This window comes from Geodermatophilus sp. SYSU D00758 (genome assembly GCF_054049955.1).
The window spans coordinates 71,850-97,655 of the sequence record NZ_JBJGYK010000004.1; the positions used below are offsets into that span (position 1 = coordinate 71,850).

Sequence of the window (25,806 nt, forward strand, 5' to 3'; positions counted from 1 at the left end):
GCCGGTGTCGTCCCCTGGGACGGCGGCCCCGCCACGGGTCGGGCGGGAGGAGGACGGGTGTCGGCTGCAGCGAGCGTGTGGTGGGCCCTGGGGATCGCTGTGCTGCTGGCTGCGCTGCACCTGGCGGCGCCGCGGATCCGCAAGCTCCCCCTGGTGCCCGAGCGGGCCACGGCGTCCTTCGCGGGCGGCCTCGCCGTGGCCTACGTGTTCCTGCACCTGCTGCCGGAGATCGCGGAGGGCAACGAGGCGATCGGGGAGGCGCTGTCCGACGTCCTGCAGCCCACGCCGCTGGTCGACCTCGGCATCTTCCTCGTGGCGCTGGCCGGGTTCGCCGCCTTCTACGGGCTGCAGCGGCTGGCCGACGAGCGGTCGCCGGCGCCGTCCCGGTCCGGGACCGCGCGGCCGGGTGGGCCGGAGAGCCGGCCCGCGGAGCCCGCCGGGGTCTACTGGCTCCACCTGGGCTCGTTCATGGTCTACAACGCACTGATCACCTACACCATGGCGCTGCGGCTGCGCACCGGCGTGGCCTTCGCCGTCCTGTTCACCGTCGCGATGGGCCTGCACTTCGTGCTCACCGACCGCTCCCTCGAGGAGCACTACCCGCGCCGGTTCCCGCGCTCCGGCCGCCTGCTGCTGACCCTGGCCCTGCTGGCCGGCTGGCTGCTCGACGCGCTGCTCGCGCCGACGAGCACGCTGCTGGTCGCGCTGCTCACCGCGCTGCTGGGCGGTTCGATCCTGCTCAACGTGTTCAAGGAGGAGCTGCCGGCCACGGGGCGGTCGAGCTACCCCTGGTTCCTCACCGGGCTCGTGCTCTACGGCGGCCTGCTCGCCCTCGTCACCGTGCTCGGGGAGTGAACGCCCTGCTGCTGGCCGGCGGCGCGGTCCTCCTGCTCCTGGGCCTGGCCGACGTGGTGGCGACCACGCTCGCCGTGGGCACCGGCGGGGGCCCGCTCACGCGCCGCCTGCTCGGCCGGACCTGGCGGGGGTTGCTGCGCCTGCACCGGCGCGGACGGGGGTCCCGGTGGCTGTCCTGGGCCGGCCCGGGGCTGCTGTTGATGACCGCGCTGGTGTGGGTCGGCCTGCTCTGGGGCGGCTGGTCGCTGGTCTTCCTGGCCTCGAGCGGAGCCGTGGTGGACGCCGACACCGGGGCTCCCGCAGGGGTGGCGGACGTCGTCTACTACGCCGGGTTCACCGTCTTCACCCTCGGGACCGGCGACGTGGTCGCCGCCACCCCCGCCTGGCGGATCACGACCGCGGTGGCCAGCTTCACCGGCCTGTTCTCCGTGACCCTGGCGATCACCTACCTGGTGTCCGTGCTCTCGGCCGTCGTCGCCCGCCGGGCGCTGGCGGTCCAGGTCCACGCCCTCGGCGAGGACGCGGCCGGAGTGCTCGTGCAGGGGTGGACCGGCCGTGACTTCAGCCAGGCGTTCGTCCAGCAGCTGGTCTCGCTGGGTGGCGCCCTGGCCTCCGTCGCCGAGCAGCACCTGGCCTACCCGGTCCTGCACTACTGGCACAGCCGCGACCGCGGTGCCTCCGCCCCGCTCGCCCTCGCGCAGCTGGACGACGCGCTCCTGCTGCTGCGCGGCGCGGTCGCCGAGAACGCGCGCCCGGGCGAGAGCGCCGTGGTCGCCCTCCGGCGGTCGCTGGGCCGGTACGTGCTGGCCGCCGGGGCGGTCTCCGCCGTACCGGAGACCGATCGACGGCCGCCGGTGCCCGATCCCGGGCCGCTGGCCGCGGCCGGCATCCCGCTCGCGGACCGGGCGGCCCTCGCCCGGCTCGCCGCCGAGGAGGCCGCGCACCGCGGTGCCCTGGCCCGTCTCGTCCACGGGGACGGCCGGACCTGGCCCCGGACGCGGGATCAGCCGAGTGCGCGGTAGCGGTCGCGGAGCACCGCCTCGTCGCAGCGGACCAGGTCCGAGAGGAAGGCGAGGACCGCCCCGACCGGGCAGCACCGGTCGGGGCCGCGCCACACGACGCGGTCGCCGCCCGCGTCGTCCCCCGCGTCGCCGTCCGGGACGCGGACGGCGTCCCAGGTCGGCGGCGGCGGCTCGTGCGCGTCGCGGCACAGCAGCTCGACGCGGCCGGGCCGGGTGGGGTCCCGGACCTCGAGCCGGACGTCCAGCTCGTCGCACAGGCGCTCGGTCACCACCCGCGGGTGCAGGTGGAGCGATCGGAGCGGGACGAGCAGCGCAGCGTCGTCGGGCCGGAGCCGGGGCGGAGGAGTGGACACGGGGCCTCGCAGAGCTGCCGTCACGGACAGACCGGCTGCTCGCTCAGCCCGCGGCCAGCCTAGGCCGCCGGGCCGGGCTCCGGCACCCCTCCGGGGCGGCCCCCGCGCGGGGGCGTCCAGGGGACGTCCTCACCGACCAGGTCGGCGGCCACGTCGCGCAGCTTGCGGTGGGTGTGCTGCGACTGCCGGCGCAGCAGGTCGAAGGCCTCCTCGCTGCCGATCCCCTCCCGGCCCATCAGCAGCCCCTTCGCGCGCTCGATGAGCCCCCGCGCCGCCAGCGTGGCGTGCAGGTGCCCCACGAGCTCGACGCTGCGCCGGTAGAGCTCGGCGTTGTCCAGCGCGGCCCCGCCCGCGGCGGCGAAGAACAGCGCCACGTCGAAGGTCGTGTCGCGGAAGACGCCCGGCTCGTCGGCGTACAGGTTCAACGCCGTGGCCACGGCCCGATCGCTGCGCAGCGGCAGGGCCAGGCAGCTGCGGAAGCCGCAGGAGCGGGCCACCTCGGCGAACCCGGGCCAGCGCCGCTCGGCGCGCAGGTCGTCGGAGCGGCGCGGCTCCCCGTGCACCAGGGTGTCCACGGCCGGGCCGGCCCCGCCCTCGGCGAACTGGGCCGCGTGGCAGCGTGCCACGCGGTCGCCGGTCCACGCCGCCGTCTGCCGGCCCTCGGCCGACCGCGCGGTCAGCGCCGCCCCCGTGCAGCCGGGCACCAGGTCGCGGGCGTGCTCGACGACCCGCTGCAGCACCCGGCCGGGGTCGACGTCGCCCTCGGCGAGCCGCGCCAGGTCGGCCAGCTCGAGGGGCAGATCGGCGGCCACCCGGCCATTGCAGCGCACCTCCGCCCCGGCGGCGCGGCGGGGGTGTGTCGATCCGGTGACGGCGAGGGGACGCGACGGGTGCGCTCCCCGCCGGCCGGGCACAGCCGGGCCGGCACACCGTCGCAGGAGAGGAGATCGGCATGTCGGCAGGACGAGTGGTCGAGGAGCGGACGACCCCCGCGACGCAGCCGCCCGTGGGGGAGAGCAACGAGGCCGAGCCCGACCAGCTCGACACCGCCCGCGCGCAGGGTGACGCGTACGGCCGGGCCCTGCAGGCGATGCAGGAGGAGGACGGCGCGGCGCTCGCCCGCGCCGGGGACTACGTCGTCGCCCTCGTGAACGAGCAGGCGGAGGGGATGTACGCGCCGGACGGGGAGGGCCTGGTGTGGCGCGAGGCCCCCGAGGAGGCCAACGCGCACGTCGAGGTCGCGGTCGCCGACGCCGCCGACGGCCGCTTCGTGCCCGGACTGGAGGTCACGGTGCGGCTGCTCGACGGGGACGGCGAGCTGTTCAGCGCCCCGGCGCCCTTCCTGTGGCACCCGTTCCTGCACCACTACGGGTTCAACGCGCGGGTGCCGGGCGAGGGCCCGTTCACCGTCGAGGTGCACGTCGAGCCGCCGTCCTGGATGCGGCACGACCCGGTCAACGGCAAGCGGTACGCCGAGCCGGTCGACGTGGTGTTCGCGGACGTGTCGTTCGAGCCGGGCCGCAAGCCGAGCCCGGACGCCCGGCCCCGCGGGCCGGAGACCGACCACGCGGGCTGACCGGAGCCCGGGGGGCGCCACCGGTCGCGGGTGGCCAGGCGGTGCAGGTGGTGCTCCGGCCGCCGGCCACCCCCTTCCCGCTCGGCTGCCTCGGCCTCGTCCCTGCTCGCCGCGGCCGCCGACCCGACCATGCCGGCTACGGCCCGCTGGCAGCGGGCAGCTCCCCGACCGGGTGGCTGCCGCGGATCGGCCTGGCCGCCGACGCCGGCGCGGCGGTGCTCGCCGCCTCCGCGGTCACCCGGTTCGGCGTCTTCGAGGCGGGGATGGTCTCCGCCGACGACCCGAAGTACACCGTGGTGCCGCAGCGGGAGCGGCTCCGGTAGCGCGGGGAGCGCGACCACGCCCCGGCGGGGGGCTCCGCCGCGTCGTGACCCGGGATGCCGAGCCGCGGTGACTCCGGGAGAGTGCTCCCGTGGACGCCGACGTCGTCGTCGAGATCCCCAAGGGGTCGCGGAACAAGTACGAGTTCGACCAGGAGCGGGGCCGGATCCGGCTGGACCGGATGCTGTTCACCGCGACCGGCTACCCGGGTGACTACGGGTTCGTGCCGGACACCCTCGCCGAGGACGGCGACCCGATCGACGCCCTCCTCCTGCTCGAGGAGCCGACCTTCCCCGGCTGCCTGGTGCACGCGCGGGTGATCGCGGTCTTCTGGATGCACGACCGGCAGGGGCCCGACGCCAAGCTGCTCTGCGTCCCGGCCGAGGACCCGCGGCACGCGCACCTGCAGGAGCTCGAGGACGTCGCGATGCACCAGATCGCCGAGATCTGGCACTTCTTCGAGATCTACGAGGCGCTGGAGCCCGGCAAGTCGGCCGAGACCGAGAGGGCCGTCGACACCCGCGGGTGGGAACGCCGGGCCGAGGCCGAGCGGGCGCTCGAGGACGCCCGGCGGCGGTTCGCCGAGCAGCGCGGCGGGGGGCCGCAGACCGCGGGGAGCCCCGGCTAGCCGGACAGCGCCCCGGCGCCCTCCGGCAGCATCGCGGGCACGAAGGCCTGGGGCAGGTCCCCGCACGGTCGGCCCCGGCGGACGTCGAACTCCTCGGCGAACAGGCCCGGCGGGCTGCACCAGCGGCGCCGCCCCCCGAAGCGCGGACCCCGCGGTGACCGCCCGCGTGGCGGGGCGGCTCACCGCCGGGCGCGCAGCGCCGCCGCGCCGGCGAGGAGGCCGGCGCCCGCGGCGACGAGCACGCCGTGGTGCCGGCCGGCCCAGGTCTGCGGGTCGCGGGTCCGGGCGCGGTCGCCGAACTGCCCCTCCGCGCCGAAGACGCGTCCCCCGGGCCCGTCCACCGGCCCCCAGGGGTCGACCGGGGCGTCGGGCGGGGTGTCCTGCTCGGTCAGCTGACCGGAGTAGCCGCTGCGGGCCAGGTAGGAGTCCATCAGCCGGGGCCACAGCAGTTCCCCGAGGATGGTGTAGACGGTCGGGACGCCGATCCACCAGGCCCGGCGTCGCGGGTGCTCGGCGGCGTGCACCATCGCCCGGCCCATCACCTCCGGCTGGTAGATCCGCGTCACCGGCTGGGGCCTCTTGGGCAGCTTCTCGAGCACCCACTGGAACTGGGGGGTGTTGACGCCGGGGAAGTAGAGCTGGCCGATGTGCACCGCGCTGCCCTCGTGCAGCAGCTCCGTGCGCACCGACTCGGTGAAGCCCTTGATGGCGTGCTTGGCGCCGCAGTACACGCTCTGCAGCGGGATACCGCGCCGCCCCAGCGCGGAGCCCCCCTGCAGGACCGCGCCGCGGTCGCGCGGCCGCATCCGGCGCCGCGCCGCCATCGTGCCGTGCACGAAGCCGAGGTAGGTGACCGGCGTGGCGCGGGCGTACTCCTCCGCGGTGAGGTGGGAGAAGGGCGCGAAGACGGTGCTGAACGCGACGTTGCGCCAGACGTCGATCGGGCCCAGCTCGCGCTCGACCCGGTCGGCCGCGGCCTCGACCGCCGCGGCGTCGGCCACGTCGACGGGTACCACCAGCGGGGTCCCCCCGGCTGTGCGGACGTCGTCCGCCGCGGCGGCCAACCCGTCCTCCCCGCGAGCCAGGAGGGCGACCCCGTCCCCGCGGCGGGCGAAGGCCACCGCGGTGGCCCGGCCGATCCCGGCGCTCGCGCCGGTGACGACGACGACCTGCTCCGACATGCGTCTCCTCCGTGTCCGGGAACGCCTGATCCGTGGCCCACCGGCTCCGGCGACCGCGGGCGGCCCCGTGACCGGGCCGGCCCCATCACCTCGGCCACGTGCAGGGCCCGCGGCGTCCCCACCCGTACCGCCCGCACACATGTGGCATGCGGCAGTGGTGGGCATCCCCAGGTCATGGAACGCGACAGCGCCCCGCCGGCCGTCGAGCGCATCGAGGCCGCCGCGTACACCGTCCCCACCGACGCACGCGAGTCCGACGGCACCCTGGAGTGGGACTCGACGACCCTGGTCCTGGTCCGCGCGACCGCCGCCGGGCACACCGGCATCGGCTGGACCTATGCGGGGCCCTCGGCCGCGCAGGTGGTGACCGGGGAGCTGGCCGGGGTCGTGGAGGGCGCGGACGCCGCCCGGCCGGCCGCGGCCTGGGCGGCGATGCAGCACGCCGTCCGCAACCTCGGCCGCCCGGGCCTCGTCGCCGAGGCCGTCTCCGCGGTCGACATCGCGCTGTGGGACCTGCACGCCCGGCTGGCCGGGCTGCCGCTGACCACCGCCATCGGTGCCGTCCACGAGCACACGCCGGTCTACGGCAGCGGCGGCTTCACCTCCTACGACGACCAGCAGCTCGCCGATCAGCTGGCGGGGTGGGTCGCCGAGGGGATCCCGCGCGTGAAGATGAAGGTCGGCCGGCACCCCGGCTCCGACGGCCACCGGCTGGAGGTGGCCCGGGAAGCGGTCGGGGACGACACCGAGCTGCTCGTCGACGCCAACGGCGCCTACACCCGCAAGCAGGCGCTGCAGTGGGCCGGGCGCTTCGCCGACGCCGGGGTGAGCTGGCTCGAGGAGCCGGTCAGCTCCGACGACCTCGCCGGGCTGCGCCTGCTGCGCGACCGGGGACCCGGCGGGCTCGACATCGCGGCCGGGGAGTACGGCTACGACCTGCCCTACTTCCACCGCATGCTCGAGGCGGGGGCGGTCGACTGCCTGCAGGCCGACGTGACCCGCTGCGGCGGGATCAGCGCGCTGCTGCGCGTCTCCGCGCTGTGCGACGCCCAGCCCCTCGACCTGTCGCTGCACTGCGCGCCGCAGGTCTCGGCCCAGGTCGGGACGGCGGCCTGGCGCCTGCGGCACCTGGAGTACTTCCACGACCACGTCCGCATCGAGGGCATGGCCTTCGACGGCGTGCTCGAGCCCGGGCCGGGCGGTGTCCTGCGACCGGACCCGTCCCGACCCGGCCTGGGCCTGGGGGTCCGCGACGCCGACCTGGCGCGCTACCGGGTCGGGTGACCGGTCAGACCGGCAGGCTGCGGGTGGGGGCGCCGCACCACCCGTACCGCAGCGTGACGGTCCCCGACCGGTGGGGGTAGCGCAGCACGGCCGGGCGCACCGCCTCCCAGATGCGCTCGGCGTCCGGGCCGTAGGCGAACAGCGACACCGACGTGCCGCGGATCTGCAGTCCGTCGAGCTCGCCGACGCCCGCGGCGCACAGGGCCCGGTCGACCGTGTCCTCGAGCTCCTCGAGCGCCGGGTCCGCGCCCGCCGTCCGGCGGGGCCAGGGAACGGGGTGCTCCACGGCGAAGGTCACGAGGACGGCCTGCTCCTGCTGCTCCCCGGCGACCTCCGCACCGCACGCGGGGCTCACGCTGCCGTCGATCCTCATGAGGGGACCTCCCACCTGCGACGGGGTGGTGCGGATGGTCTCCCGCGGAGCCCCGTCCTGGGGAACGACACTGGCACGCCTCGCGGCAGGTCGCGCGCCGGGGGTCCAGGTGTCACCGCTTCGTCATCCGCCGGGCCCCGGCCCCCCGCGCGCAGGGCGCTGCCCGGTGGGCGAGGATGGTCGGCAGCGCCCGTTCGCCGGAGACCGGACGCCGGGCAGGGAGGGGCCAGGGGATGCGGCGCACCGCGGCCGACGAGGTCCTGCTCGGCGCGGTCCGCGAGGCGATGGCCATCTCGGTCCGCGCCGCCGAGGAGGTCGGCGACGTCTCCGCCGTCCAGCTCAGAGCGCTCACCGTGCTGCGCGAGGACCCCGGCGCCAACCTCGGCCGGCTGGCGCAGGGTCTCGGCGTCACCGTCTCGACCGCCAGCCGGCTGGTCGACCGCCTGGTCGCCGCCGGGCTCGCCGACCGCCGGACCTCCGAGCAGACCCGCCGGGAGATCAGCCTCCGGCTGACCGACGAGGGGGAGGCCACCCTCGCCCGCTACGACCGGTCCCGGCTGCAGCAGCTGCGGTCCTGCCTCGACCGGGTGCCGCCCGGCGAGCGCGACGGCGTGGTGGCGGCCCTGGCCGTCCTCCTCACCGGGACGACCGCGCGGAGCTGACGCCGGCGGTCCCGCCGTCCGCCGCGGCCGCCGCACCCCGGGGCACCGCGCAGCTGCGCGCGGCCGCCGGGGCCGCGCCGGAGGACCCCGCGGCCTGGACCGCCCTGGCCCGGGCGCGCGACCGCGCCGGTGAGCTCGATGCGGCCGTGGCCGCCTACGACCGGGCCCTCGCGCTGGCGCCGGGGGCCGACGACCCCGCCGTCGACGGCATCCGGCTGCTGCGCGCCAACGCGCTGGTCCGGGCCGGCCGTCCCGAGGAGGCGGTGACCCCGGCGGAGCAGCTGGCCGGGCGGCACCCCGGCGACCCCGACGTGTCCCTCGCGCTCGGCCTGGCCCAGCAGGCCGCCCGCGCCCCGGGCGCCGCGGCGTCCCTCACCCGCTTCCTCGAGCCGGCCCCGGACTCGCCGGCCGCCCCCGGGGGTGCGGTCGCTGCCGGAGGGCGGGTGAGGCGGGCCGGCGCGGCGCTGCTGCTGGCCGACGCCGGCCGTGCCGCGCACGACGTCGTCCTCGTCCAGGGCGACCGGGAGCTCGGCCGCAGCGACGTGCTCGCCCCGGGGGAGCGGCAGACCGTGTCGGTGGAGGTGGCCCCCGGGCAGCCGGTCCGGCCGGTGTGCCGGCTGACCGGTCACCCGCAGGCCGGCATGCACGCCGGGCTCACGGTCGCGGGGGGCTGACCGCCGCACCCGGGCCGGAGCCGGAGCCGGTGGCCGCCCGCACGTCCTCCTCCACGCTGGCCATGGTGCGCCGGGGCAGCAGCGGCCGGGCCTTCTCCAGCTCCGCCCGGGCCGCGGCGGCCAGCGCCGCGGCGCCGCCGCCGTAGAGCGCGGTGGTCAGCGCGGCCGCGGCGGTGGGGGACAGCCGGCGCTCGAACACCCGCAGCAGCAGCGCCTGCGAGTGCGCGAGGGCCAGCACGCCGAGCGCGCCGGCCCCACCCAGCAGCGCGCCGGCCCGGCCCGCACGCCGCGCCGTGCCGGCCAGCTCCTGCTGCGCGTTGGCCAGCTCCTGGCGGACCAGCGTCTGCAGGTCCTCGGTCAGCGACTGCAGGAGGTCGGCGGTCGAGCCGCCCCGGGCGCTCTCGGTCATCGGGTCCTCCTCCTCGGGCGGGATCGCCCAGGGCCTACCCGCCCGCCCCCGGGCCAACCGGGCCCGGCAGCGGCGGGGACCCCGGATCCCGAACACCTCGCGCAGCGCCACCCGCGCCGCGTCGTCCCCGCACATCCCGTGCACCGAGGGCCCGGACGGCGTGGGGGCCGAGGCGAGGTGGCGGCCGGGCACCGGCGTCCGGTACGGGTTCCAGCGGAGGACCGGCCGGGCGGCCGGCGCGGTCGCGACGGCGCCCCGGGGGCCGGGAGCGCGGCAATTCTTGCCATACTGCAACCGTAGGGGGCGGCCGGCGCCCCGGCATCCGGGAGAGGGGGCGTGGTGCGGCTGAGCGGGGCGGTCGTCCTCGTCACCGGGGGCAGCAGCGGCATCGGCCGAGCCGTCGCCGAGCTGCTGGGGCGACGGGGGGCCGCCGTCGTCGTGTCCGGCCGGGACGCGCGGGCGCTGGAGGAGACCGCCGCGCGCTGCGGCGGGACGGCGCTGCCCGCCGACCTGCGGGACCCCGGCGCGGCGGCCGGCCTGGTCGACCGGGTGGTGGCCGCCTCCGGTCGGCTCGACGGGGTGGTCGCGGCGGCGGGCACCGGGCACGTGGGGCCGGTCGCGGGGATGACCGGCGAGGAGGTCGCCGCCCTCGTGGACCTCAACACGCGCGCGACCCTGGACCTCGCCCGGGCGGCCGTGGCGGCCTTCGCCGCCGCACCCGCGCCCCGGGAGCGGGCGCTGTGCCTGGTCACGTCCGTCGCCGGCCGGGTGGGCGTCCCCGGCGAGACGGTCTACTCGGCCACCAAGGCGGCCGTGGAGGCCTTCGCCGCGCTGCTGCACGAGGAGCTGCGGGACGCCGGTGTCCGGGTCGCCACGGTGGCTCCCGGCGTCGTCGACACCCCGTTCCTGGCCCGCCGGGCGGTGCCCTACGACCGCCGGGTGCCGCGGCCGGTCCCGCCCGAGCGGGTGGCCCGCGCCGTCGTGGCGGCGCTGGAGGGCGGCCCGCTGCGCCGCACCGTGCCCCGCTGGCTGGCCCTGCCGGCGTGGCTGTCGGCGGCGCTGCCCGGCCCCTACCGGGCGCTGGCGCGGCGCCTGTCCTGAACCCGGCGCAGGCCGCGGACCCGGCCGCGGCCGGCGTCGAGGGCGGCGTGCACCCGGGCCACCACCGACCCGGCGTCCAGCCCGGCGGCGGCCAGCAGCGCGTCGCGCTCGCCGTGGGCGAGGAAGCGCTGGTGCAGGCCCAGGGTGAGGACCTCGGTCCGGACCCCGGCCATCCGCAGCGCCCGGCAGACGGCGTCCCCGTAGCCGCCGTTGAGCCCGTTGTCCTCCAGCGTCACCACCAGCCGGCGGTCGGCGGCGGCGGCCACCAGCTCCGGCTGGACGGGCCGCAGCCAGCGGGGGTCGACGGCGGTCGCCGGGATCCCGGCGCGGATCAGCCCGCCGGCCGCGGCCAGCGCCGTCCCGGCCAGCGGGCCGGCCCCCAGCAGCAGCACGTCGGCGGCCTGCGAGGAGCCGGCCAGCACGTCGGCGGTGCCGATCCGGCCCACCGCCTCGGCCGGCGCGGGGACCTTCCCCTTGGGGAAGCGCAGCGCGGTCGGCCCGTCGGCGTCGGCGACCGCCTCCTCCAGCAGCTCCACGAGGCGCGGGGCGTCCCGGGGGGCGGCGATGCGCATGCCGGGCACGGTGCCGAGCAGGGTGAGGTCCCACGTGCCGTTGTGGCTGGCACCGTCGCTGCCGGTGATGCCGGCCCGGTCGAGCACGAAGGTGACCGGCAGCCGGTGCAGGGCGACGTCCATGAGCACCTGGTCGAAGGCCCGGTTGAGGAAGGTCGCGTAGACGGCCACCACCGGGTGCAGCCCGCCGGTGGCCAGGCCGGCGGCCATCGTCACCGCGTGCTGCTCGGCGATGCCGACGTCGCGCACCCGGTCCGGCGCCGAGCGGGCCAGCGGGGCCAGCCCGGTGGGTTCGAGCATCGCCGCGGTCAGCGCCACCACCTCCGGTCGGCGCGCGGCCAGGTCGTCCAGCGCGCCGGCGAGCACCGAGGTCCACGACGGCCGCGCCGGGGCGCTCCCGGGCACCCCCACCGGGCCGGACGGTGCCGGGGGGACGGCGTGCATCCGGTCCAGCTCGTGCTCCTCGGCCGGGCGGTGGCCGCGGCCCTTCTCGGTCACGCAGTGCACGACGGTCGGCCGGCCGGCGGCGCGGGCCGCGGCCAGCGCCGCCTCCACGGCGTCGACGTCGTGGCCGTCGACCGGGCCGAGGTAGGCCAGCCCGAGCGCGGGGAACACCGGCTCGACGCCGCCGCCGCTGTCCCGCAGCGCCCCCAGGTGCGCGGCCAGCCCGCCCACGGTCGGCGCGTAGGAGCGGCCGTTGTCGTTGAGGACGACGGTCACCGGCCGGTCGGGGGTCGCCCCGAGGTTGTTCAGCGCCTCCCACGCCATGCCCCCGGTCAGCGCGCCGTCGCCCACCACGGCGACCACGTGCCGGCCGGTCTCCCCCCGCAGGGCGAAGGCGGTGGCCAGCCCGTCGGCCCAGGACAGCGCGGTGGAGGCGTGCGAGTTCTCGACCAGGTCGTGCCGGCTCTCCGCCCGGCTCGGGTAGCCCGACAGGCCGCCGGCCCGGCGGAGGGTGCCCAGCTCCCCACCCCGCCCGGTGAGGAGCTTGTGCACGTACGCCTGGTGCCCGGTGTCCCAGACGACCGCGTCGGACGGCGACCGGAAGACCCGGTGCAGGGCGATGGTCAGCTCGACCACGCCGAGGTTGGGCCCGAGGTGACCCCCGGTGCGCGGGACCGTGGCCACGAGCACGTCCCGGAGCTCGGCGGCGAGCGCGGGCAGGCGGTCGGGCGGCAGCGCGCGGAGGTCCTCCGGCCCGGTGATCCGCTCCAGCAGCGACGGCACGGCCGGTCACCGCCCGGCGGCGGTGCGGATCGTGTCGCGCAGCGACCCCATCGTGGCGAGCACCGCCGAGGGCTCGTAGCCGCAGTGCGCCATGCAGTTGGCGCAGCGGGGGTCCTTCCCGCGGCCGTAGGCGCCCCAGTCGGTGGTGTCCAGCAGCTCCCGGTAGCTGCCCACGTGCCCGTCGTCCATCAGGTAGCAGGGCCGCTGCCAGCCCTTGAGCGAGTACGACGGGATCGCCCACGCCGTGCAGGCGAGGTCGCGCCTCCCCTCGAGGAAGTCGAGGAACACCGAGGAGTGGTTGAGCCGCCACCGGCGCCGCCGCCCGCCGTCGAAGGCCTTCGCGAACAGCTCCCGGGTCTGCCGGACGCCGAGGAAGTGCTCCTGGTCGGGGGCCTTCTCGTAGGCGTACCCGGGGGAGATCTGCATGTTGTCGACGCCGAGCTCGTCGTTGAGGTAGTCGAGCACGTCGACGACGTCGGCCGGGGTGTCGGTGTCGAAGAACGTCGTGTTCGTCATGACCCGGAACCCGGCGTCCTGGGCCTGCCGGATCGCCGCGACGGCGGAGTCGAACACGCCCTCCTTGCACACCGAGGCGTCGTGCCGCTCGCGCAGGCCGTCGATGTGCACCATCCACGCGAAGTCCTTGTGCGGGGTGAACCGGTGCAGGTGCCGGGGCATCAGCACGGCATTGGTGCACAGGAAGACGATCTTCCCGCGGTCGAGCAGCTGCCGGACGATCTCGTCGACCTGCGGGTGCATGAGCGGCTCGCCCCCGGCGATGGAGACCATCGGGGCGCCGCTCTCCTCGACGGCGCCGACGGCCTCCTCGACCGGCATCCGGCGTTTGAGCACCGACGCCGGCTCCTGGATCTTGCCGCAGCCGGCGCAGGACAGGTTGCAGGCGAACAGCGGCTCGAGCTCGACCAGCAGGGCGAACTTCTCCTTGCGCAGCAGCTTCTGCTTGAGCAGGTAGCCACCGAGCCGGGCGCTCTGGCGGAGGGGCATGGCCATCGTCAGGAGACCTCCTGGGGGAGCGCGAAGCGGACGTCCTCGTCGACGACGTGCTCCTCGCGCACGGTGACCGGCCCGAGGCCGGACAGGCCGGCGACGAGCTCGTCGACGAGGGACGGCGGGGCGGAGGCGCCGGCGGTGATCCCGACGCGGCGGGCGCCGGCGAGGCGGCGCAGGTCGACCCGGCCGGCGTCCTCGACCAGGGCGGCGGGGCAGCCCGCCCGTTCGGCGACCTCGACCAGCCGGCGGGAGTTCGAGGAGTTGCCGGAGCCGACGACGAGCACCAGGTCGCTGGCGGCGGCGACCGCGCGCACGGCCTGCTGCCGGTTGGTGGTGGCGTAGCAGATGTCGTCGCGGCGCGGCGCCTGCAGCGCGGGGAAGCGCTCCCGGAGGACGGCGGCGATCCGCTCGGCCTCGTCCACGGCCAGCGTCGTCTGCATGACGTAGGCGACCCGCTGGGGGTCCGGCACGGCCACCGTGCGGGCGGCGTCGACGTCGCCGACCACGCGCACGGCGCCGGGCGCCTCGCCGACGGTGCCGACGACCTCCTCGTGCCCCGCGTGCCCGATGAGCAGCACGGTGTCCCCGCGGCGGGTGTAGCGGCGCACCTCGGCGTGCACCTTGGCCACCAGCGGGCAGGTCGCGTCGACCACGGCGAGGTCCCGCTCGGCGGCCTGGGCGTGCACCTCCGGGGCCACGCCGTGGGCCGACAGCACCACCCGGGCGCCGCGCGGCACTTCGTCGAGCTCCTCGACGAAGACCGCGCCGCGCTCCTCGAGCGAGCGGACGACGTGCGCGTTGTGCACGATCTGCCGCCGCACGTGGACCGGTGCGCCGTCCGCGGCGTCCAGGGCGCGGGCCACGGTGTCGATCGCCCGCTCCACGCCGGCGCAGAACGCCCGGGGGCTGGCCAGCACGACCGCGCGGGGGCCGAGGGCCGCGGCCCACTCGGCCAGCGCCGGCCCGGCCGCGCGCAGGCTGCGCAGCGCCCGGACGCCGCGGCCGGGGGTGCCCGGGTGCAGCAGCGGGTCGGCGGGGGTGTCGACCACCGCCCGGACGACGGCGCGCGGGTCCCCGGCGGCGGCCAGGAGGGCGGACTCGGTGTCGACGGCGAGCGCGCCGCCGGCGGCCAGGGCGGTGCGCGTGCGGCCGGTCACCACACTGGTCGCGGTCGCGACCGCGCCGACGTGCACGGTCAGGCCACGCCGGCGCAGCGCGCCGGCCAGCAGCGGCGCCGAGGGGCACGGCAGCGCCGACCCGTCGGGGCCGAGCACCTCGCCGGCGACGACGAGGTCGCCCGGCCGCAGCCGGGCGTCGAGCGCGCCGGCGACCCCGGCCACCAGGACCGGCCCGGCCGCCCGGTCCCGCACCCACGCCGCCGAGCGCCGCGGTCCCCGCCCGGTGCGCTGCACCGGCACGCCGGGCACCGCACCGGTCAGCGCGGCCCGTTCGCTGCGCAGCGGGGTCGCCACGACCGGCCGGGCGGTCACGCCGGCCCCCCGGTCGCGCGCACGTGGCGGCCGAGGGCGGAGACGGGGAAGACCAGCCGGTACAGGTGGTAGTTGATGAGGAAGTCGCCGGGGAAGCCGGTGCCGGTGTACTGCGGCTCGTCCCAGGTCCCGTCGGGTCGCTGGCGCTCCACCAACCAGCGCACCCCGCGGGCGACCGCCGCCGAGCGCTCCTCGCCGGCGGCGAGCAGGGCCAGCAGCGCCCACGCGGTCTGGGAGGCCGTGGGGGTGCCGCGGCCGATCCACGCCGGGTCGCGGTAGGAGCGCATGTCCTCGCCCCAGCCGCCGTCGGCCTGCTGCGCTCCCTCCAGCCACGCCACCGCCCGCCGGATCGCCGGGTCGGAGGCCGGCACGCCGGCGGCGACCAGCGCCGGCACGGCGGCGCCGGTGCCGTAGACGTGGTTGGCGCCCCAGCGGCCGAACCAGGAGCCGCCGGCCTCCTGCTCGGCGAGCAGCCAGGCGACGCCGCGCCGGCACTCGGGGCTGCCGGCCAGCCCCTCGGCGGCCAGCGCCTCGACGGCGTGCGCGGTGACGTCGGCCGACGGCGGGTCGGTCACCTCGCCGAAGTCGCAGAACGGCAGGCGGCCGGGCAGCGGGCTGGTGTTGTCGACGTCGAAGGCGGCCCAGCCGCCGCCGCGGGACTGCATGCCGCGCACCCAGTCCAGGCCCCGCCGGATCGCCGCGCCGGCGGTGTCCCCGGCCGCGTACCGCAGCGCGAGCACCACCTCGGCGGTGTCGTCGACGTCGGGGTAGCCGTCGTTCTCGAACTCGAAGGCCCACCCGCCGGGGGCGAGCGACCGCCGCCGCACGGCCCAGTCGCCGCGGACCCGGACCTCCTCGGCCAGCAGCCACCCCCCGGCCGCCGCCACGGCGGGGTCGCCGGCGTCCACCCCGGCGTCGCGCAGCGCGACCAGGGCCAGCGCGGTGTCCCACACCGGCGACTGGCAGGCCTCCAGCCGGCGGACGACGCCGTCCGGGGTCGGCTCGTGGACGAGGAACCCCGCCAGGCCGGCGACCCCCTTCTCGTACACGTCCCGGTACTCCGCCCCGCCGGCCAGCCGCAGCGCCAGCAGCGAGTACACCCACGGCGGCTGGATGCCGCCCCAGGAGCCGTCGGCCTCCTGCCGGTCGGCGATCCAGCGCAGCGCGCGGCGCACGGCGAGCCGGCGCAGCGGGCGCGCCGGGTGCCGCTCGTAGGCGTGCAGCACCCGGTCGAAGGCCCGCCAGAACCGGCTACCCGTGACCCGCGGCGAGCCGGGCACGACCAGCTCGTCGATGCCGAAGGGCAGGGGCCGGGCCGGCCGCAGGCTCGCGACGACGGTCAGCGGCACGATCGTCTGCCGCGCCCAGCAGGCGAAGTCGTGGATGTTCAGCGGCACCCAGCGCGGCAGCAGCACCACCTCGGGCGGCAGCGCCGGCAGGTCCGCCCAGCGCTGCAGGCCGAACAGCGCCAGCCAGATGCGGGTGAACACGCGGGTGGCGGCCACCCCGCCCCGCTCCCGCACGAAGGCGGCGGCCCGGGCCATGTGCGGCGCACCGGGCGGGTCGCCGGCCAGCCGCAGCGCCATCCAGGCCTCCACGGTGGTGGACAGGTCGCCGGGGCCGCCCTCGAACGTCGCCCAGGTGCCGTCGGCGCGCTGCCTGGACCGGATCCAGCGGGCGGCCGCGGCGGTCTCCTCGGCGGTGCGGATGCCGAGGAACTCCCGCACCAGCAGGTCCTCGGCGTCCATGGTCACGTTGGTCTCCAGCTCGCCCTTCCACCAGCCGGCGGGGTCCTGGAGCGACCGCAGGTGGTCGACGGCCCGCCCGAGCGCACCGGCGGCGGTGGTCGTGCGGGGGGCGGTCTGCGTCATCAGCACTCCCTCGTCGTCAGCCAGCGGCCCAGGTCCTCCAGCTCGGCGCGCGGGCCGGCCGGCAGCGGCACCCGGTGCACCGCCGCCCGTGCCCGGTCCAGCGCCGCGCGGGCGGCGGCGCCGGCCCACTCCCGCCCGCCCGCGGCGACCACCAGGTCGGCGGCGCGGTGCAGCGCGGCCTCGTCGTCCCCGGCCGGGTCGGTGGCGTACCAGCGCGCCAGCTCCCGGCCGGCCGCCCCGCCGGCGGCCAGCGCCCAGGTGACCGGCAGCGACTTCTTGCGGGTCCGCAGGTCGGCCAGCACCGGCTTCCCGGTGGTGGCGGGGTCCCCCCAGATGCCCAGCAGGTCGTCCACGAGCTGGAAGGCCAGCCCGAGGTGGCGGCCGTGCTCGTCGAGGGCGGACACCTGCGCCCGCGGCGCGCCGGCCAGCACCGCGCCGATGCTGCAGGCCGCCGCGAGCAGCGCCCCGGTCTTGCCGGCGGCCATGTCCAGGCACTCGCCGATCCCGACCGACGCACGCCGCTCGAAGGCCAGGTCGGCGACCTGCCCCCGGATCAGCTCGGCCGTGGTGGTGGTGAGCAGCTTGGCGGCGGCGCAGGCGTGCGGGGAGCCGCTGTCGAGCACGACGTCGAGGGCCAGGTCCTGCAGCGCGTCGCCGGTGAGGATCGCGCACGGCACCCCCCACAGCGCCCAGACCGTCGGCCGGTGCCGGCGCTCGGTGTCGCCGTCCATGACGTCGTCGTGCAGCAGCGAGAAGTCGTGGACCAGCTGCACGGCGACCGCCCCGGGCAGCGCCACCTCCGGCGGGGCCCCGGCCAGCTCCCCGCCGAGCAGGGCCAGGGCGGGGCGGACCGCCTTGCCGCCGCCGCCGGTGCGCGGGGTGCCGTCGGCCTCCGTCCACCCCAGGTGGTACGCGGCCGCGGCGCGGGTGGTGGGGTCCAGCCGGTCGACGGCCGCGCGCAGCGCCGGCTCCACCAGCCGGCGGCAGCGGTCGAGCGCGGGTGGGGCGAGGACGGCGGTCACGCGGCCACCCCCGTCCACCGGTCCTCGCCGGCCGGCTCGTCGGCCAGCACCCGCGCCGCCGCCGTCCCGCTGCGCACGGCGCCCTCCATCGTCGAGGGCCACCCGGTGCCGGTCCACGCCCCGGCCAGCGCGAGGCCGGGGAGACCGGTGGCGGCCGGGGGGCGCCGGGCGGCCTGCCCGGGGCGGGGGTCGACCGTGGCGGCCGGCTCCCGGGTCACGAATCGGTCGAGCAGCCGGGCGCGGCCGGCCGCGGGCAGCAGCTCGGCCAGGGCGGCCTCGACCCGTGCGGCCAGCGGGGCGGCGGGCGTGCGCACCTGCTCGTGCGCCGCGGACAGCGAGACGGCGAGGTACTGGCCGGTCCGCGCGCCCGAGGGGCCGGTGCGGTCGAACACCCACTGCACGGGGCTGCCGACCGCGGCCAGGAGCGGGCCGTCGAGCACCGGGCGGTCGTAGTGCAGGTGCACGTTCACGATCGGCACCCGGCCCAGCCGCGCGGCCCACCCGGGGGCCAGGCCGACCGCGCCCGCGGGCAGCAGCCCCTCGGCGGCCTCGGGCGGGACGGCCAGCACCACCCGGTCGGCGACGTGCTCGGCGCCGCCGCGCTCGTGCACCACCCAGCGCCCGCCCCGCCGGGTCAGCGCCGCGGCGCGGGCCCGGGCGCGCACCTCGACGCCGGACCGGCGCAGGGCCCCGGCGGCCGCGGTGTCGTGCAGCGCACCGAGCGGGACCCGGGCCCAGCCGATGTCCGCGCCGGCCGGGTCGTCGAGCAGCGCGGTGCGGAAGAGCATCGCGCCCAGGGCCAGGGAGGCGTCCCGGGCGGGGGCGTTGAGGGCGGCCACGCCGACGAGGTCCCACAGCGCGGCGGCCGCGCGGCGGGACTGGCCGTGCGCGGCCAGCCAGGAGCCGAGGTCCCGCCCGTCCAGGGCGGGGTCGGCCGGGTCCAGGCGGCGCAGCGCCAGGCCGGCCCGGGCTGCCCGCAGCCGGTCGGCCGGGGGCAGCAGCCGGTAGCCGGCGAGCATCGCGGCCAGCGACAGCTGCGCCGGGCCCCGCCCCCGGCGCAGGCGGGCGCGGGCCGCTCCGGGTGCGGCGACCGGCACGTCGAGCCGGTCCTGCAGGGTGACCCGGTCGGCGACGCCCAGCCGGTCGAGCAGGGCCCGGTAGGCGGTGCAGCAGCGGAGGAAGACGTGCTGGCCGGTGTCGACGACCAGGTCGCCGCGGCGGAAGGAGCCGGCCAGCCCGCCCAGCCGGGGGCGCGACTCCAGCAGCGTCACCGCGTCCCCCCGGTCCGCGCGGCCCAGGGCGGCGGCCACCCCGGCCAGGCCACCGCCGACCACCACCGTCGCCGGCCGGCTCACCGGCGCCCCGCCAGGGAGCGGGCGGCGACGACGGCCTTCTCGCGGCCGGACAGCGACACCCGGCGGTCGCGCACCAGCGACGGCTCGGCGGCGAACCGCTCGGTGAGCCGGCGGTAGATGCCCGACATGGCCAGGCAGCAGGCGGCGCTGCGGCGGTCCAGCAGCGGCACCAGGCGCAGGCCGTCGTCGTACCAGGTCTGCGCCCGGGCGCAGCCGTGCCGGACCAGCGCCGAGAGGGCGCCGCCGTCGTCGGCCAGCGCTCCGCCGGCGTCCAGCCGCAGGTCCACCCCGAAGCGGTCCAGGTCCTCCTGGGGGAGGTACACCCGGCCGTTGGCCAGGTCCTCCCGGATGTCGCGCAGCACGTTGGTCTGCTGCAGCGCGACGCCCAGGGCGTCGGCGTACGCGGGGGCGCGCGGGTCCGGCCGGCTGCCGAAGACACCGAGGCAGAGCCGGCCCACCGAGCCGGCCACGCAGCGGCAGTAGCCGACCAGGTCGGCGAAGGTGGCGTAGCGGGCGCCCGTGGTGTCCATCTCGACGTCCATGGCCACCCCGTCGACCAGCTCGTCGAAGGCGTCGAACGGGATGGGGTGGTGCCGCGCGGCGTCGGCGAGCGCCGCGAGCACCGGGTCGCCGCCGTCCTCGCCGGCGGTCAGGGCGGCCACCGAGGCACGGACCCCGGCCAGCCGGGCCCGCTTCTCCGCGGCGGGCAGGTCGCCGTCGCCGATGTCGTCGATCCGGCGGGCCAGGGCGTAGACCGCGCACAGCACGGACCGCTTGGCGGGGGGCAGCAGCCGGATGCCGTAGTAGAAGTTGCGCGCCTGGTCCCGGGTGATCCCCTCGCAGGTGGCGTAGGCCTGCTCGAGCGTCGGCGTCAGCACGGCCGGCCCCGGGAGAGGAGCAGCACCGCGGCGTGGCGGGCGACGTCGTGGCGGCGGGTGCGGGCGGTGCACCCGAGGACGTCCCCGCCGGTCCGGCGGACGGCGTCCAGGGCGGCCAGGCCGCCGGCCAGGTAGCCGGCGACCGCGATCCGGGCCCAGCCGCCCAGGTCGGCCACCAGGGGGCGGCCGGCGGTGAGCAGGGCCGCGGTCCGGTCGGCCTGGAGGAGGACGACGGCGCGCAGGGCCGCCGAGGCGGCCGGCGCGTCGAGATCGGACTCCGGCACGCCGGCGGCGGTCAGGTCGCCCTGCGGCAGGTACACCCGGCCGCGGCGGCGGTCCTCCCCGACGTCCTGCAGGTGCTCGACCACCTGCAGGCCGGCGCAGACCCGGTCGGCCAGGGCCAGCCGGGCGGGGGTGGCGGCGCCGAAGAGGTGCAGCACCAGCTCCCCGATCGGCGCGGCCGACAGCCGGCAGTACCCCAGCAGGTCGCCGAAGTCGTCGTAGCGGGTGACCTCCTGGTCGGCGAGGTTGGCCTGCAGCAGCCGGTCGAAGGGCTCGCGGGGCAGGCCGCGCCGGCGCACCGCGGGGACCAGCCGGGCCGCCCCCGGGGAGCGCGGTGCCCCGGTGGACCACACCGCGGCCAGGTCGTCGGCGAAGGCGTGCAGGGCGGCGACGCGCTCACCCCGGGACCGCTCGGGCAGCTCGTCACCGAGGTCGTCGATGGTGCGGACCACGTCGTAGACCGCGCGCAGGTCCGCGCGCAGGTCCGGCGGCAGCAGCCGGAGGGCGACCGGGAAGTTCTCCGTGCGCTCCGCGGCCCGGAGCCGCTCCGGGTGCGCGGGAACAGAGGTGGGGGACGGCACGGGACCAGCGTGCGCCGGGCGGGGGCCGCGGATCTGCTCACGGGGGAGTGGGATCCGCCCGCTGAAGTTGTCACTCGGCAACAGTTGTCCTGTAATGGACCCGGGTCCGGGGGGCGGCCCTCGTCCCACGGCGCCGCTGGTGCGGGAGGGAGGCACGGTGACGGGGCGGACCTCGCTGGTCGGCCTGCTGCCGGCCCTGATCGCGTCGCTGCCGCGGATGCTCGAGGACGTCAGCCGGGCCCTCGCCGCCGTCGACCCGGCCTACGCCGACTTCCTGGAGGGCGGGCGCGCCCAGGCGGTCGGGCCGGCGGAGCTGGCCGTCCGGCGGCTCGTCTGGGGCGCCGAGCAGGCGCTGCGGTCGCACCCGGAGGTGGGCGACCGGGGCCGGACCGTCCCGCCGGGCCGTCCCGAGCCCGGGGACGAGCAGGTGTGGGGGCTGTTCGCCGAGCTGGGGCGGGAGCAGCGGCGCCGGGGGCGGCCGGTCCAGGCGCTCCTCTCGGCGTACCAGGCCGGGGGGCGCGCCGCCTGGCGCCACCTCGCGGCCGAGGCGGTGCGGTGCGGGGTGCGCGCCGAGGCCCTCGCCGCCCTGGCCGAGGAGGTGTTCGCCCTGGTCGACCGGCTGGGCGCGGTGACGGTCGAGGGCTACGTCGACGAGCGGGACGGCGGGGAGGACCGGCTGCGGCTGCGCGGGCTCCTGGCCGAACGGCTGCTCAGCGACCGCGCCGACCGGGCGGCCGTGGCCGCCGCCGCGCGCGCGGCGGACTGGCCGCTGCCGGCGACCGCCGCCGTCCTCTACCTGACCGGCGGGGAGGACGCCGACCGCACCGCGCTGTCCCGGCTGGGCACCGACTCCCTGGAGCTGCGGCACACCCGGCTGCCCGGTGCCGTCGTGCCCGAACCGGCAGCGCCGGGGCGGCGGCAGCGCCTGGTCGCGGCCCTGTGCGGGGCCCCCGCGCTCGTCGGCCCCGCCGTACCCCTGGACCGGCTGCCGGAGAGCGCCCGGCTGGCCGAGTCCGCGGCCGGCGTGCTCCCCGCCGGGGACGGCCCCGTCTTCGTCGAGGACCACCTCGACGCGCTGGTCGTCCACGCCGACCCCGGCCTGCTGGGAGCGCTCCGGGAGCGCGTGCTGCGCCCGCTGGACGCGGCCGCGCCCGGCAGTCGCGAGCCCCTGCGGCAGACCTTGCGCGCGTGGCTCGCGCACATGGGCGACCGCCGGGCGGTGGCCGAGGAGCTGGGCATCCACCCGCAGACGGTGCGCTACCGCATGCGTCGGCTGCACGAGCTCCTCGGCCCCGCCCTGGAGAGCCCGGAGGGACGGCGGCAGCTGACCCTCGCCGTGGCCTGGGACCCGCCCGAGGGGGCCGCCACGGGTCCCGCCCGGCCGGCGTCCCTGCACCGGCTCCCGGGGGTCGCCGGCGTCCGGGGGGCGGACCTCCCGGACGTGCGCGCCGCGGAGCGCGGCTGAGCCCGGCCGGCGCTCAACCGGTGCGCCGGACCGCCTCCCGGGCCGCGGCCGCCCTCGCCCGGAGCTCCGCGGCCCGTGACCGCAGCCGCTCCTCGCGGTGCCGGTTCTCCTCGGCGTAGCGGTCGAGGACCCGGTCCAGCTCGTCGGACGGCGGGTGTCCCGCGGCGGCGGCGTCCGTGGCGCGGTCCTCCTCGGCCTCGCGGTGGCAGCCCGCGAGCCGGCCCAGGAGCCGGTCGACCTGCCCGACCAGCTCGTCGACCCGGCGCACGGCGCGCTCCGGGGTGCGGGCGCCGCGGGTCTCCAGGCCGCGGACGGCCTCGGCCAGGTGGTCGAGCCGGTGGTCCAGGTCGCGCTCCAGCTCCGCCACGACCTCCTCCGCGCGCCGCCGCTCCATCGTCTCCCGCTGGCCGGTCACCAGCTCGGAGGTGGCCAGCAGCCAGATGCCGGCGGTCATCACCGCGAGGGCGAGGACGAAGACCGTGACCGGCAGCACGCCCACCGCCAGGGCGGTGCCCAGCACGCCCACGCCGATGGCGATCGCGGCCAGCGGCTCCACCGCGGCCAGCGCCGGGTAGGAGGCGGCCAGCGGGGCCATCTGGTAGGCGCTCTGGGCCAGCAGGGTGCCCAGCACCGCGGTGACCGCGACGGCGTACGTCGTCCACTCGGCCAGCAGGCCGCCGAGGCCCTCGTCGAGGAAGCGGCTGACGGCCGTGTGGGTGAAGCCCGACTGCAGCGCGAACAGCATGCCCGCGCCCGCGCCCAGCATGGGCGCCTCGCGGGCGGGGGCGAGGCGGCGCGCGGTCAGCACCAGCGCGCCGGTGACCGCCCCGATGGCCCCCGCGACGACCAGCCACTGCCACACCGCCGGGTCCTCGCCGTCGGAGGGCTCGGGCCGGCCCACGAGCAGGAAGGTGGCCAGCCCGCCGGCGGTGGCCACCATGCCCAGCCAGTCCCGGCCGGTGATCCGCTGCCTGGCCCAGGCCGCCGAGAGGGGGATGGCGAACAGCAGCCGGGAGACGAGCAGGGGCTGCACGATGGCGACGCTGCCCATGCCCAGCGCCGCGCCGCTGAAGAGGTTGCCCACCACCGCCGTGCCGACACCCACCAGCCAGGCCGGCTGGCGCACCAGCCACAGCAGCAGGCCGAACCGCAGCGACTTCCCGGGTGGGGCCACCGAGGCGACCCGCTGCTGCACGACCGAGCCGACGGCGAACAGGAGACCGGCGCCGACAGCGAGGAGGTACACGGCCACACCCGGGTCGTACCCCGTGCACGGCCGGGGTAGGTCACCGGCAACAGATGTCGTCAACCAATCGTCAGATCGGTAGGAGCCCGCCGTGCTCGTCGCCGTCCTCGCCGCCCTGGCCGCGGGCGCCTGCTTCGCCGCCGCCGGTCTGCTGCAGCAGCGCGCCGCGCGCACCCGCACCCGGGGGGAGGCGGGCTCGGCGCGGCTGATGGCCGACCTGGCCCGCCAGCCCATGTGGCTCGCCGGCATCGGCCTGGCGTTCCTCTCCTACGGCTTCCAGGCGCTGGCCCTGGCCTTCGGGCCCCTGTCGCTCGTGCAGCCGCTCATCGTCATGGAGCTGGTGTTCGCGCTGCCGATCGCCGCGCGGCTCAACGACGAGCGCATGCAGCCGCGGGACTGGGCGGGTTCGGCCGCGGTCGCCGGTGGCCTGGCGCTGGCCATCCTCGCCGCGGCACCGAGCGAGGGGGACCCGCGTGCTCCGCTCGGCGACTGGCTGGTGCTGCTGGGCGTGGTGGGCGCCCTGGTCGTCGCGGCCCTGCTGCTGACCCGCGTGGGGCGCGGGCCGCTGCGGGCCTCGGTGTTCGCCCTGGCGGGCGCGGCGGTCATGGGTACCCAGTCGGCGCTGTACGACCTCACCATCGAGCGGCTCGGCGACGGGTTCTGGGGCCTGTTCGCCCACTGGCAGACCTACCTGCTCGTGGTGGCCAGCATCGGGGGCCTGTGGCTCATCCAGAGCGCCTACAACAGCGGCCCCCTCGCGGCGAGCATGCCGGTCATCGACGCGGTCGAGCCCACGGTCGCGGTGACGATCGGTCTGGTCCTGTTCGGCGAGGAGCTCGCCGGCGGGGCCGGCCGGCACGCGCTGGCCGCGCTGGGCGCGCTGGTCGCGGTGGCCGGGATCGTGGTGCTCGACACCTCACCGCTCACCCGGCGGATGCAGGCGGAGGAGGAGCAGGAGCAGCAGGGGCGGCAAGGGGCCGGGACGGACGGCTGACCGGGGTCGCCGCGCGGCGCCACACCGGGAGGAGGTCCTCCCGGACGACGTCGGCCCAGGAGGGGGCCCGGGCCTCCACGGTGCGCCGGGCCCGCACCCCCAGGTCGCGGCGGCGGGCTGCGTCGGCCAGCAACGGCGCCAGTGCGCCCGCCCAGGACCGCGGCTCGTCCCCGGGGACGAGCACACCGTCCCGGCCGGGCGCGGCCAGCCACTGGGCGGTGCGGCTCCCGGCCGCCAGCAGGACCGGCAGGCCGGCGGCCATGGCCTCGGCCACCACGTTGCCGACCGTCTCGCTGCGCGAGGGGAAGGCCAGGACGTCGCAGGCGGCGTAGACGCGCGCGAGCTCGGCCTGCGGCAGGTGCCCCAGGTGGGTCACGGCCGGCCCGAGCAGCCGCCGCACGCCAGGGACCGCGGCGCCGTCCCCGGCGAGGACCAGGTGCGCCGGTGTGCCGCCGTCCCGCAGCCGCGCGACGGCGGAGGCGACGAGGGGGGCGCCCTTGGAGGCGTCGACCCGGCCGGCGAAGAGCACCAGCGGCACCCCCGGCGGGACGCCGTGCTCCTCGGTCAGGTCCTCCCGGTCACCCGCGGCGGGGTGGAACAGCCCGGTGTCGACCCCGCGGCGCAGGCGGGTCACCGGGACGCCGGGGGCCGCCGCGGTGAACTCGGCGGCGTCGGCGTCGCTGGAGGCGAGCAGGTGGGCCGAGGCGCGGAGCAGCCGGTCCCGCCTCCGGCGGGCGAGCGCGGCGGCGCGCTCGGCCACCGCCGGCCGGGCGGCGGCCCCGCGCAGCGGCGGCGGCAGCCGGCCCGCCACCTGCGTGGTGTAGGCCCCGACCAGGGAGGGGACGTCGGTGTGGATCGAGGTCACCAGCCGGCGGCCGCAGCCGGGGGCGAGCCGCACGGCCGTCGCCCCGAAGGCCAGCGTGTGCGTGAGGTGCCAGACGTCGTGCTGCGGAAGCCTCCGGGCGAGCGCGGGGTGGAAGGGCGCCAGGTCGGCGCCGTCCACCCCGCCGACCAGGCGGTGCACCGCCCCGGTGCCGAGGACCGGGCGCAGGCTGGCGAACCGGACCGAGGGGGACAGGTCCTCCCTGCCGGGTCGGCCCAGGACGTAGACGGTGAGGTCCAGGCCCGGCAGGCCGGTGGCGGCCTCCGCCAGGCGCTCCCAGCACTTCACGTGCCCCCCGGAGGCGGGGGTGCGGACCAGTTCCACCAGGACCGCGACCGACAGCGACGGCCGTGCGGACATGCCCCGTTCCTAGCCCTCCCGGGAGTGGCCTGCCACTCGGTATTGCTCTGATGCAACAGTTGGCCGTCAAGGAGGGTTGGTGCTTCGATGGAGCGGTCCGAGCGCGCTGCCGCCGGAGGGCGGCGGCCAC

At 78.1% G+C, this 25,806-nt stretch carries 26 protein-coding genes; 11 read left to right on the forward strand and 15 right to left on the reverse strand.

Annotated features, from left to right (window positions below; translation table 11 throughout):
* The first annotated feature begins 57 nt into the window (after positions 1-57).
* Positions 58-855 (forward strand): hypothetical protein, encoded by a 798-nt coding sequence (locus tag ACI8AC_RS04420; RefSeq protein ID WP_456895571.1) that lies wholly within the window; start codon positions 58-60, stop codon positions 853-855.
* A complete protein-coding gene (locus ACI8AC_RS04425; protein ID WP_456895573.1) occupies positions 852-1,877 on the forward strand; it encodes a potassium channel family protein in 1,026 nt (341 codons plus the stop codon). The genes ACI8AC_RS04420 and ACI8AC_RS04425 overlap by 4 nt, the downstream gene beginning before the upstream one ends.
* Here the strand turns inward: ACI8AC_RS04425 and ACI8AC_RS04430 are convergent.
* Together ACI8AC_RS04430 and ACI8AC_RS04435 are read right to left on the reverse strand one after the other, a co-directional pair.
* Positions 1,859-2,146, reverse strand: a complete 288-nt coding sequence (locus ACI8AC_RS04430) for a hypothetical protein (RefSeq protein ID WP_456895575.1) — start codon at positions 2,144-2,146, stop codon at positions 1,859-1,861. The genes ACI8AC_RS04425 and ACI8AC_RS04430 overlap by 19 nt on opposite strands.
* Positions 2,147-2,289: 143 nt before the next feature.
* Entirely contained in the window at positions 2,290-3,042 is a 753-nt protein-coding gene (locus tag ACI8AC_RS04435) for a GAF and ANTAR domain-containing protein (RefSeq protein ID WP_456895577.1), read from the reverse strand.
* Between the two features lie 140 nt (positions 3,043-3,182).
* Between ACI8AC_RS04435 and ACI8AC_RS04440 the strand changes: the two genes are divergently transcribed.
* The 3 genes from ACI8AC_RS04440 to ACI8AC_RS04450 all read left to right on the forward strand — a co-directional run bounded on the left by ACI8AC_RS04440 (position 3,183) and on the right by ACI8AC_RS04450 (position 4,755).
* Entirely contained in the window at positions 3,183-3,806 is a 624-nt protein-coding gene (locus ACI8AC_RS04440) for an iron transporter (protein ID WP_456895579.1), read from the forward strand.
* A 41-nt stretch (positions 3,807-3,847) separates the two neighbouring features.
* Complete coding sequence (locus ACI8AC_RS04445) at positions 3,848-4,129, forward strand: hypothetical protein (RefSeq protein WP_456895581.1); 282 nt, start codon at positions 3,848-3,850, stop codon at positions 4,127-4,129.
* 89 nt (positions 4,130-4,218) lie between these two features.
* Positions 4,219-4,755 carry an inorganic diphosphatase gene (locus ACI8AC_RS04450; protein WP_456895583.1) on the forward strand — a complete coding sequence of 179 codons (537 nt, stop codon included), beginning with the start codon at positions 4,219-4,221 and terminating at the stop codon, positions 4,753-4,755.
* Positions 4,756-4,934: 179 nt separating this feature from the next.
* Here ACI8AC_RS04450 and ACI8AC_RS04455 read toward each other — a convergent pair whose 3' ends face one another.
* Positions 4,935-5,936, reverse strand: a complete 1,002-nt coding sequence (locus tag ACI8AC_RS04455) for an SDR family oxidoreductase (RefSeq protein WP_456895585.1) — start codon at positions 5,934-5,936, stop codon at positions 4,935-4,937.
* 174 nt (positions 5,937-6,110) lie between these two features.
* On the opposite strand from ACI8AC_RS04455, the gene ACI8AC_RS04460 reads away from it, so the two are divergent.
* A complete protein-coding gene (locus ACI8AC_RS04460; protein WP_456895587.1) occupies positions 6,111-7,220 on the forward strand; it encodes an enolase C-terminal domain-like protein in 1,110 nt (369 codons plus the stop codon).
* Positions 7,221-7,224: 4 nt separating this feature from the next.
* Here ACI8AC_RS04460 and ACI8AC_RS04465 read toward each other — a convergent pair whose 3' ends face one another.
* Positions 7,225-7,575 carry a hypothetical protein gene (locus ACI8AC_RS04465; protein ID WP_456895589.1) on the reverse strand — a complete coding sequence of 117 codons (351 nt, stop codon included), beginning with the start codon at positions 7,573-7,575 and terminating at the stop codon, positions 7,225-7,227.
* A 251-nt stretch (positions 7,576-7,826) separates the two neighbouring features.
* Between ACI8AC_RS04465 and ACI8AC_RS04470 the strand changes: the two genes are divergently transcribed.
* Both ACI8AC_RS04470 and ACI8AC_RS04475 read left to right on the forward strand, forming a co-directional pair.
* Positions 7,827-8,255: a MarR family winged helix-turn-helix transcriptional regulator gene (locus tag ACI8AC_RS04470; RefSeq protein ID WP_456895591.1), complete on the forward strand. Its 429-nt coding sequence runs from the start codon at positions 7,827-7,829 to the stop codon at positions 8,253-8,255.
* Between the two features lie 146 nt (positions 8,256-8,401).
* The gene (locus ACI8AC_RS04475; RefSeq protein ID WP_456895593.1) at positions 8,402-8,929 is read left to right on the forward strand and encodes a tetratricopeptide repeat protein; all 528 of its coding nucleotides are present in this window, start codon (positions 8,402-8,404) and stop codon (positions 8,927-8,929) included.
* On the opposite strand, the gene ACI8AC_RS04480 is transcribed toward ACI8AC_RS04475, so the two are convergent.
* The gene (locus ACI8AC_RS04480) at positions 8,910-9,338 is read right to left on the reverse strand and encodes a phage holin family protein (RefSeq protein ID WP_456895595.1); all 429 of its coding nucleotides are present in this window, start codon (positions 9,336-9,338) and stop codon (positions 8,910-8,912) included. The genes ACI8AC_RS04475 and ACI8AC_RS04480 overlap by 20 nt on opposite strands.
* 336 nt (positions 9,339-9,674) lie before the next feature.
* Here ACI8AC_RS04480 and ACI8AC_RS04485 point away from each other — a divergent pair, with 336 nt between their 5' ends.
* Entirely contained in the window at positions 9,675-10,439 is a 765-nt protein-coding gene (locus ACI8AC_RS04485) for an SDR family NAD(P)-dependent oxidoreductase (protein ID WP_456895597.1), read from the forward strand.
* Here the strand turns inward: ACI8AC_RS04485 and ACI8AC_RS04490 are convergent.
* Genes ACI8AC_RS04490 through hpnC form a run of 8 tightly spaced genes read right to left on the reverse strand, consistent with a single transcriptional unit; the run spans position 10,409 to position 20,728 of the window.
* On the reverse strand, positions 10,409-12,238 hold the full coding sequence (locus ACI8AC_RS04490) for a 1-deoxy-D-xylulose-5-phosphate synthase (protein WP_456895599.1): 1,830 nt from the start codon (positions 12,236-12,238) through the stop codon (positions 10,409-10,411). The genes ACI8AC_RS04485 and ACI8AC_RS04490 overlap by 31 nt on opposite strands.
* A gap of 6 nt (positions 12,239-12,244) precedes the next feature.
* Entirely contained in the window at positions 12,245-13,249 is a 1,005-nt protein-coding gene (gene hpnH / locus ACI8AC_RS04495) for an adenosyl-hopene transferase HpnH (protein ID WP_456895601.1), read from the reverse strand.
* Between the two features lie 2 nt (positions 13,250-13,251).
* Positions 13,252-14,739 (reverse strand): 4-hydroxy-3-methylbut-2-enyl diphosphate reductase, encoded by a 1,488-nt coding sequence (gene ispH / locus ACI8AC_RS04500; RefSeq protein WP_456895603.1) that lies wholly within the window; start codon positions 14,737-14,739, stop codon positions 13,252-13,254.
* On the reverse strand, positions 14,736-16,610 hold the full coding sequence (gene shc, locus ACI8AC_RS04505; protein ID WP_456895605.1) for a squalene--hopene cyclase: 1,875 nt from the start codon (positions 16,608-16,610) through the stop codon (positions 14,736-14,738). Before shc ends, ispH begins: the two co-directional genes overlap by 4 nt.
* The gene (locus ACI8AC_RS04510) at positions 16,610-17,632 is read right to left on the reverse strand and encodes a polyprenyl synthetase family protein (protein ID WP_456895607.1); all 1,023 of its coding nucleotides are present in this window, start codon (positions 17,630-17,632) and stop codon (positions 16,610-16,612) included. The genes shc and ACI8AC_RS04510 overlap by 1 nt, the downstream gene beginning before the upstream one ends.
* The gene (hpnE, locus tag ACI8AC_RS04515; RefSeq protein WP_456895609.1) at positions 17,629-18,987 is read right to left on the reverse strand and encodes a hydroxysqualene dehydroxylase HpnE; all 1,359 of its coding nucleotides are present in this window, start codon (positions 18,985-18,987) and stop codon (positions 17,629-17,631) included. The genes ACI8AC_RS04510 and hpnE overlap by 4 nt, the downstream gene beginning before the upstream one ends.
* Positions 18,984-19,865, reverse strand: coding sequence for a presqualene diphosphate synthase HpnD (gene hpnD, locus ACI8AC_RS04520; RefSeq protein ID WP_456895611.1), 882 nt, complete (start codon positions 19,863-19,865; stop codon positions 18,984-18,986). Before hpnD ends, hpnE begins: the two co-directional genes overlap by 4 nt.
* Positions 19,859-20,728: a squalene synthase HpnC gene (gene hpnC / locus ACI8AC_RS04525; protein ID WP_456895613.1), complete on the reverse strand. Its 870-nt coding sequence runs from the start codon at positions 20,726-20,728 to the stop codon at positions 19,859-19,861. The genes hpnD and hpnC overlap by 7 nt, the downstream gene beginning before the upstream one ends.
* A 157-nt stretch (positions 20,729-20,885) precedes the next feature.
* Here hpnC and ACI8AC_RS04530 point away from each other — a divergent pair, with 157 nt between their 5' ends.
* Positions 20,886-22,193 carry a PucR family transcriptional regulator gene (locus tag ACI8AC_RS04530; RefSeq protein WP_456895615.1) on the forward strand — a complete coding sequence of 436 codons (1,308 nt, stop codon included), beginning with the start codon at positions 20,886-20,888 and terminating at the stop codon, positions 22,191-22,193.
* A gap of 13 nt (positions 22,194-22,206) precedes the next feature.
* Here the strand turns inward: ACI8AC_RS04530 and ACI8AC_RS04535 are convergent, their stop codons facing one another.
* Positions 22,207-23,445, reverse strand: a complete 1,239-nt coding sequence (locus ACI8AC_RS04535) for a DMT family transporter (protein WP_456895617.1) — start codon at positions 23,443-23,445, stop codon at positions 22,207-22,209.
* A gap of 85 nt (positions 23,446-23,530) precedes the next feature.
* Here ACI8AC_RS04535 and ACI8AC_RS04540 point away from each other — a divergent pair, with 85 nt between their 5' ends.
* Positions 23,531-24,433 (forward strand): DMT family transporter, encoded by a 903-nt coding sequence (locus tag ACI8AC_RS04540; protein ID WP_456895619.1) that lies wholly within the window; start codon positions 23,531-23,533, stop codon positions 24,431-24,433.
* Here the strand turns inward: ACI8AC_RS04540 and ACI8AC_RS04545 are convergent.
* Positions 24,363-25,676, reverse strand: coding sequence for a glycosyltransferase (locus ACI8AC_RS04545; RefSeq protein WP_456895621.1), 1,314 nt, complete (start codon positions 25,674-25,676; stop codon positions 24,363-24,365). The two genes, ACI8AC_RS04540 and ACI8AC_RS04545, sit on opposite strands and share 71 nt — an antisense overlap.
* Positions 25,677-25,806 lie beyond the last annotated feature (130 nt).

Excerpts from the sequence above, each read along its gene's own strand:
- ACI8AC_RS04440 (WP_456895579.1), top strand. The coding sequence starts at position 3,183 with ATGTCGGCAGGACGAGTGGTCGAGGAGCGGACGACCCCCGCGACGCAG.
- ACI8AC_RS04545 (WP_456895621.1), bottom strand. The coding sequence starts at position 25,676 with ATGTCCGCACGGCCGTCGCTGTCGGTCGCGGTCCTGGTGGAACTGGTC.
- ACI8AC_RS04480 (WP_456895595.1), bottom strand. The coding sequence starts at position 9,338 with ATGACCGAGAGCGCCCGGGGCGGCTCGACCGCCGACCTCCTGCAGTCG.
- ACI8AC_RS04460 (WP_456895587.1), top strand. The coding sequence starts at position 6,111 with ATGGAACGCGACAGCGCCCCGCCGGCCGTCGAGCGCATCGAGGCCGCC.
- ACI8AC_RS04470 (WP_456895591.1), top strand. The coding sequence starts at position 7,827 with ATGCGGCGCACCGCGGCCGACGAGGTCCTGCTCGGCGCGGTCCGCGAG.
- hpnH (WP_456895601.1), bottom strand. The coding sequence starts at position 13,249 with ATGGCCATGCCCCTCCGCCAGAGCGCCCGGCTCGGTGGCTACCTGCTC.
- shc (WP_456895605.1), bottom strand. The coding sequence starts at position 16,610 with ATGACGCAGACCGCCCCCCGCACGACCACCGCCGCCGGTGCGCTCGGG.
- ACI8AC_RS04455 (WP_456895585.1), bottom strand. The coding sequence starts at position 5,936 with ATGTCGGAGCAGGTCGTCGTCGTCACCGGCGCGAGCGCCGGGATCGGC.